We start from the raw sequence: 6,375 nt of genomic DNA, 5'->3' as shown, positions 1-6,375 counted from the left end.
GCTGACAGTGCGCCATATCGAGCAACTCACTGAGTCCAGCCGCATCAAAGACTTGACCATATATTACGATGTGCTTGGTACCGGGTCCATAGGGGGATCTTTCTACACCATGGGCCAGGGAATCGCCAGACTCATAGGGCATCATACGTGGATCAAACCCGCAGTACACGTCACCGGGGGCGGGATGGAAAACGTTCGCCTGGCTCAGGGACGCCGAATCGTGCTCGGGATCACCCAGGCCGACACTGCCGCCAATGCGTTCACAGGCCGAGGGGGGTTCGACTTTCCTCATGCGGACCTCAGGGCCCTATGTTGTCTGCACAGTCTCGAACTGCAAGTGTCTACCCTGGAGAGAACTGGGCTTGGGGCCTTGGATCAGCTTCGCGGGCGCGTGGTGGCGGTCGGGGCTTACGGTGGGGCGAGTGCCCACGTATCGCAGGCAGTCCTCGAGCAAGTTGGGCTGAGGCCGAATGTGGACTACGTGGCTCAGATGCACCCGTTCTCCACGGCGGTGGACATGATGAGACGCGGACTTGTGGACGCCGTCGCCTTTTTGTCGGTGGGGCAGAGCCCGGCGCTCCTCGAACTCGCCGTGGAGGAGCCCGTGCGGTTGCTCGAGATCGATCCCGCGCTGGTGGAGAATCTGGTGTCCAGGTATCCTCAGTGGCATCCGAGTGTGATCGAGGCTGGGACCTATCCAGGACAGACAAGTGATGTGAGGACTATCGGGATTCCGTCTGTCCTGGTGACTCACAAGGATCTGCCCGAGTCGGATGCGTATGCCGTGGTATCCGCCATATTGGACCACCTTGACGAACTGCAGTCCGTTGTGTATCCGGGCCGCCTCCTGTCTCGGGACATGGCGGGTCTGGGCATTGGGATACCATTCCATCCGGGCGCGGCGAGGTACTTTGCGGAGCGACTGGGTAATGCGGAGGGCATTGCATGGAATTAGGACTCTCCTCAGGACCTTTCAGAGGCTACTGTCTGCGCGAACTGGCCAGGTTGTGTCAGGACGCGGGGATTCGGTTGCTAGAACTCTGGGACAATGACGGCTATCTGGCGGGTACCAAGGAAGCACCCGCCGAAACAGTAAGGATCCTAGCTGATCATGGCGTTTCAGTGAAATCGGTGCACGCGCCCTTTCCTGCGGACTCGAGGGTGCCGATGGAGGGGGTTCGGGACTATCTGAAGAGATACCGTCGAACTTGTGACAAGGCTGCTGAGTACGCCGCCTCATATGTCGTAGTGCACCCGGTGGCCGTGGAGCCTGAGGTCCCTGGCATCGATGACGTGGTCGAATCCATGCCTTTCAGCCTGGACGTGTGGAGTCTGCACATGGAGGTGGCCTGGAAGGCCGGTATTCAGGTGGCCTTTGAGAATCTTCCGCCATCCTCGGGCTGGCCCCGGGGTTGCTTGCCCCAGGACGTGGTCAAGATCGTGAGTGAGGTCGGAGGGCCCGGCGCAGGGGCGTGCCTCGACATATCTCACTGCTTTGCAGTTGGGCAGGATCCGAGTTCGTCCGTTAAAGCCCTGGAGGGCACGATCATACTTGGCGTGCACACGTCGGACGGCATTCGGGGGACTGCTTCTGACAGGCACCTCCCTCCGGGCGAGGGGGACGCAGACTGGCCGGCCACATTTCGCGCCTTGGACAGGGTGGGTTTCGCGGGGACAGTGATCCTCGAGGTCAAGAGCCCGTACCTCGATAGCCGCCTACTCCGGGCGATGTGTGACTTCCTGATCCAGGCGGAAGGTGGTGATCTGAAGAGGTACTCCCGGAACGATCTGAATGGGTTGTAGTCGCAGATCCCATTTCACTACAGGAGGGACATCGCACCATGGTGAGAGTACATCGAGTCACTCGAATCTTGGCCGCCGTTGCGCTTCTCGTCATGACAGGGTCACTGTCCGCGGCGGCAGCCGGCCCCAAAGTGGTTTTGAAGTTCGCCCATGTCATGCAGACAGACCACGCGTACCATCTGATGGCGGAGAAGTTCAAAGAAGAGGCGGAGAAGCTGTCGGGAAACCAGATTGAGGTTCAGATCTTTCCTGCAGGGCAGCTTGGAAACGAGCGGGACCTGGTTGAAGGTCTCCAGATAGGCACCATCGACATATCGACCGTTACATCCGCTCTCACATCAGGTTTCGTCCCCGGATTCAAGGTCTTCAGCCTGCCGTTCCTATTCAGGGACTTCGATCACTTGTTCCAGATCATGGACGGGCCGATAGGCGCGAAGCTGGAAGAGGATATGAAGAAGGCCGGCCTCGTGAAACTTGGGTTCGTCAGCGGCGGGTCGAGGAGCCTGTATTCACGCACGCCGATCCGGAACCTCGCCGAGCTCAAGGGCAAGAAGATTCGGACCATGGAGGACCCGATATACCTCGATACCTGGAATGCACTGGGGGCACTGGCTACTCCGATCCCCTGGGGCGATGTCTACCTCAGCCTCCAGCAGGGGATAGTCGACGGGGCGGAGGGCGCCCTCATCAGCTACCAGGCGATGGGGTTCTACGAGCCAGCGCCATATGTGACTGTGATCAACTACATCTTCAGTTGGCACAACCTCATGATGTCCAAACGGACCTGGGACAAACTCCCGGCCGACCTGCGCGCCGCGGTAGTGGAAGCCGGGAAGCGTGCCCAGGAGTTCGAGAGGGCCTATGTCAGCGACTTCGAGGAGAACCTCATCAAGCTGCTGGAGACAAAACACAAGGTCGCGGTCTTCTACCCTGCCGATATGGACGCGTGGATCAAGGCGGTCAACCCCGTCTTCCAGAAGCGCGCACGGGACGTGGGCGGGATGGATCTGATCGAGTCCATTATCAACACTGGGAAGTAAAGAGCGACCAGCACGGGAGGGCGAGGGTGAGGCCATCCCTCTCCCTCCCGGTGGGGAGGAAGGCGCATGAGACAGACGCTCGGGACCGCGCGGAAGATATCAATCAGGCTATCGTTGGGGCTTGCGGCCATCATGCTGGTGGCGATGGTCTTGAGTGTGTTTCTCCAGGTAGTGTTCAGGTATGCCCTGGCTCAGCCCTTGAGCTGGGCTGAGGAGCTTGCGAGATTCCTCTTCGTCTGGATATCAATGTTGAGCGCTGCGGGCGGGCTGGGCGGCAGCATGCGCCAGGGCGTGGATCTCGTCACCCGCAGGCTTCCTGTCAAAGCCCGGGCGGTGATCGGCATTCTGGTGCGTCTGGGCACAGTGTTGTTCTGCTCGGTTCTGGTCATGTGGGGCATCGAGCTTGTCAAGATAGTGCACTACCAGACATCGCCCGCCATGGGGGTCCCCATGAGCTGGGTCTACTCCGCAGTTCCCGTTGCGGCGGGGCTGATGGTATTCATGCTGGTGACGGATGCTCTGGTTGCAGATGGTAGGGGGGAATAACCTGTGGCTGCCGCGGTACTGTTCGGCACGTTCGGTGCTCTCGTGCTCTTGAGCATGCCGATCCCGTTTGCGCTGGGCCTCAGCTCAGTGCTTACTCTGTTGTGGCGAGGCGGCCCGACTCTGATGCTGATCCCACAGAGGATGATCCCGAGCATGGACTCTTTCGCCCTGCTCGCGATACCGCTGTTCATCCTGGCTGGGGAACTCATGAACACCGGAGGGTGCGGGCGGCGGTTGGTGAGGTTCGCCAACGCGCTGGTCGGACACATCCGCGGAGGGCTCGCTCACGCCAACATCCTCGCAAGCATGTTCTTCGGGGGAATCTCCGGCTCCGCGTCGGCTGATACTGCGGCAATAGGCGCCATACTGATTCCGGCCATGTCGGAAGAAGGGTACGATCGGGCGTTCGCAACGGTAGTGACGATAACATCCTCCCCAATAGGAGTCATAATCCCGCCCAGCATCATCATGGTTCTCTACGGATGGTTGAGCGGGACCTCTGTGTCCAAGCTGTTCGCCGCCGGATTCATACCTGGCGCCATCGTCGGGCTCAGCCTCATGATACTGTCGTATGTGATCTCCAAGAAGAACCGGTACGGAAAGACTGCTCCATTCCAGTGGAGCGAGTTGAAGGCTTCGTTTGTGGACGCTCTTCCGGCGCTGGTGATGCCCGTGATAATCCTCGGTGGGATATTCGGTGGGGTCTTCACGGCCACGGAGGCCGCGTCGGTTGCGGCAATCTACGGCCTGATCATAGCGATATTCGTTTACAAGGAACTCAAACCGAGAGACATTCCTGCGGTGTTCATGCGGACCTGCGTCACCACGGGCGGCGTGATGCTCTTGATCGCCCTCACGGCTGCCTTTGGGTGGGTGATGGCAGCGGAGCGCATCCCCCTGCACCTTGCTGAGATGTTCCTCAAGTTCACCCCGACGGCCCCTGCGTTCCTTCTGGTTGTGATCTTGCTCAGCCTCATCGTCGGGTGTTTCCTCACGCCGACCTCGGCGCTCATAATCCTGGTCCCGATCCTGTACCCGATCTCGCTTCGTTTCGGCATAGACCCGCTCCACTTCGGGTTGGTCCTCATCTCTTCCCTGGCCATAGGCCACGTGACACCACCTGTAGGCCTCTGCCTGTATATCGGGGCCAACATAAGTGGGATTCCAGTGTCAGGCCTCCTGCGGCCCCTGGGCCCCTTCATCGCTGTGATGGTGGCTGTCTCTGTGCTGCTGGCCATGGTCCCCGACCTGGTTCTCCTCGTTCCAAGGTTGGCCTTCTAGACGTGGTGTCAATCTGACCCCGGACGTCAATCCCGGCCGGGGTCTTTTCGCATTCCCGGCACCTTCAGCCGCGCCATCCATCCACCCAAGAGAGAGCTCTCCTTTCGTTCCGCCGGCCACGGTATCGGGTCCGGGACCTCGATGTCCAGCCCCAAGAGGGCGGCCTGGGGATTCTTAACAGTGAGAGTCTCGAGGAGATCCGGGCCGAACTGCTCCTCCATCCTCCCAAGAGCCGCGGTGACTACCCCCTCATAGAACCCGGCCGTGTGGGCGTCGGTAGCTATGAAGTGGCACATACTGTGTTCGATGATACGGGCGGCGCACCGGCAGGCCGAAGAACCGTACACCCCTATGAGACTTCCCACGTCCACCTGTGTAAGGGCTCCGGAGCGGATGAAGGCCGCGAGTCTTTCGGGGTCTTCGCAGATAGCGAAATACCTCTCGGGGTGGGCTATCACCGGGACGTAGCCGCGCGCCACGATATCGAAGAGCGCATCATAGGCGTATTTCGGAATGCAGGTGATCGGGAACTCGACGAGCACATACCTGCGGGCATCTCCTATCGGCAGCAGCAGCCCATCGTCGATGAACCTGCCGACATCAGGATCTAGCATGATCTCTGCTCCAGGAAGGACAGGCAGTGAGATGCCTCGCGCCCGGGCCATGTGATTCAGCTGCTCTAGAACAGCGTGGATCTGTTCAGGCCGGGGGGAACTGCGGTCGGTCGACGAGTGCGGCGTCGCGACTAGCTGCGTAATGCCAGCTGTGCGCGCTTCCTGGATCAGCGCGAGCGCATCCTCAAAGGACCTCGGCCCATCATCCAAGCCGGGCAGGACGTGGCAATGGATGTCGATCAAGACACGCACCTCCTGTCGTGCATCCCAACTATACTACAGCTGGCCGCGGGGGGACAACGGGCGGGAAGAACACGTATCCCCGGAACGGTGAGGGGATCGCGCATGCTCAGAGCGGAAGCGCACGTGGACTCTGCTGCGAGGACAGACAAATGCCGATGACATATGGAAAAGGCGGCAGGAGTCTCGAGATTGCCAGAGTATGTTAGATTAGAATCCCGTCGGGAAGCATCACTCCTCGTAGCCGGGTAAGTATGTGTCAGTCAATTAGGATCGACCTGAATCGATGGGGACAGTAGAGTCCATATCCTGGTGTAAAAGGCAGTAGGCGATGGTGGCAGCAGGAGAGGCCATCCCCCCTCTGGTAGATGAATGGTTGTTAGTCAAACATCACGAGAGGTGTTGAGGATGGCCCAATACCAGATTACAGTAGATGGGACCACAGTGCAAGGACTGTTGACGAGGGACGATGGACTCGCCAGGCTGGTTGAGCAAGTGGTGAATCAGATACTCGAGGCCCAGCTGTCTGAGCAACTGAAAGCGGCGCCGTACGAACGCACGGAAGAGCGACAAGGCTACCGGAACGGCCACAGGGACAGGACGATGACGACGCGGATCGGCAAGCTGGTGTTCAGCGTCCCCCGTGCGCGGAGTGGCGCACTTTCAACGGACGTGTTTGAAAGGTACCAGCGGAGCGAGCAGGCTCTGGTGCTAGCCATGATGGAGATGGTGATAAACGGCGTTTCAACCAGGAAGGTAAGGGCGGTTGTCGAGGAACTGTGCGGGGCCGAGTTCTCGAGGTCGACCGTCTCGGAGTTGTGCGCTCGCCTGGATCCCATTGTGCACGGCTG

General features: G+C 59.8%; 7 protein-coding genes. 6 read left to right on the top strand and 1 reads right to left on the bottom strand.

All coding sequences use genetic code 11. From position 1 onward, the window contains the following. The 5 genes from NUW23_03510 to NUW23_03490 form a co-directional block, all read left to right on the top strand. On the top strand, window positions 1-955 hold a 955-nt coding region (locus NUW23_03510), incomplete at its 5' end, for a TAXI family TRAP transporter solute-binding subunit (protein MCR4425247.1). Then, a complete protein-coding gene (locus NUW23_03505; protein MCR4425246.1) occupies window positions 946-1,803 on the top strand; it encodes a sugar phosphate isomerase/epimerase in 858 nt (285 codons plus the stop codon). The genes NUW23_03510 and NUW23_03505, both read left to right, overlap by 10 nt. Window positions 1,804-1,841: 38 nt before the next feature. Beyond that, on the top strand, window positions 1,842-2,843 hold the full coding sequence (locus tag NUW23_03500) for a TRAP transporter substrate-binding protein (GenBank protein ID MCR4425245.1): 1,002 nt from the start codon (window positions 1,842-1,844) through the stop codon (window positions 2,841-2,843). A 66-nt stretch (window positions 2,844-2,909) separates the two neighbouring features. Further along, window positions 2,910-3,389 (top strand): TRAP transporter small permease, encoded by a 480-nt coding sequence (locus NUW23_03495; GenBank protein ID MCR4425244.1) that lies wholly within the window; start codon window positions 2,910-2,912, stop codon window positions 3,387-3,389. Window positions 3,390-3,392: 3 nt separating this feature from the next. Beyond that, complete coding sequence (locus NUW23_03490) at window positions 3,393-4,670, top strand: TRAP transporter large permease (GenBank protein ID MCR4425243.1); 1,278 nt, start codon at window positions 3,393-3,395, stop codon at window positions 4,668-4,670. 26 nt (window positions 4,671-4,696) lie between these two features. Here NUW23_03490 and NUW23_03485 read toward each other — a convergent pair whose 3' ends face one another. Next, window positions 4,697-5,527 carry a tyrosine protein phosphatase gene (locus NUW23_03485; GenBank protein MCR4425242.1) on the bottom strand — a complete coding sequence of 277 codons (831 nt, stop codon included), beginning with the start codon at window positions 5,525-5,527 and terminating at the stop codon, window positions 4,697-4,699. 405 nt (window positions 5,528-5,932) lie between these two features. Here NUW23_03485 and NUW23_03480 point away from each other — a divergent pair. Continuing rightward, window positions 5,933-6,375, top strand: a 443-nt coding sequence (locus tag NUW23_03480) for a transposase (protein MCR4425241.1), incomplete at its 3' end; no start/stop codon positions are given.

It is taken from the genome of Bacillota bacterium, from assembly GCA_024655925.1.
GTDB lineage: Bacteria > Bacillota > DTU025 > DTU025 > JANLFS01 > JANLFS01.
This window is presented reverse-complemented; position numbering and strand designations above follow the sequence as displayed.

Excerpts from the sequence above, each read along its gene's own strand:
- NUW23_03495 (MCR4425244.1), top strand. The coding sequence starts at position 2,910 with ATGAGACAGACGCTCGGGACCGCGCGGAAGATATCAATCAGGCTATCG.
- NUW23_03505 (MCR4425246.1), top strand. The coding sequence starts at position 946 with ATGGAATTAGGACTCTCCTCAGGACCTTTCAGAGGCTACTGTCTGCGC.
- NUW23_03500 (MCR4425245.1), top strand. The coding sequence starts at position 1,842 with ATGGTGAGAGTACATCGAGTCACTCGAATCTTGGCCGCCGTTGCGCTT.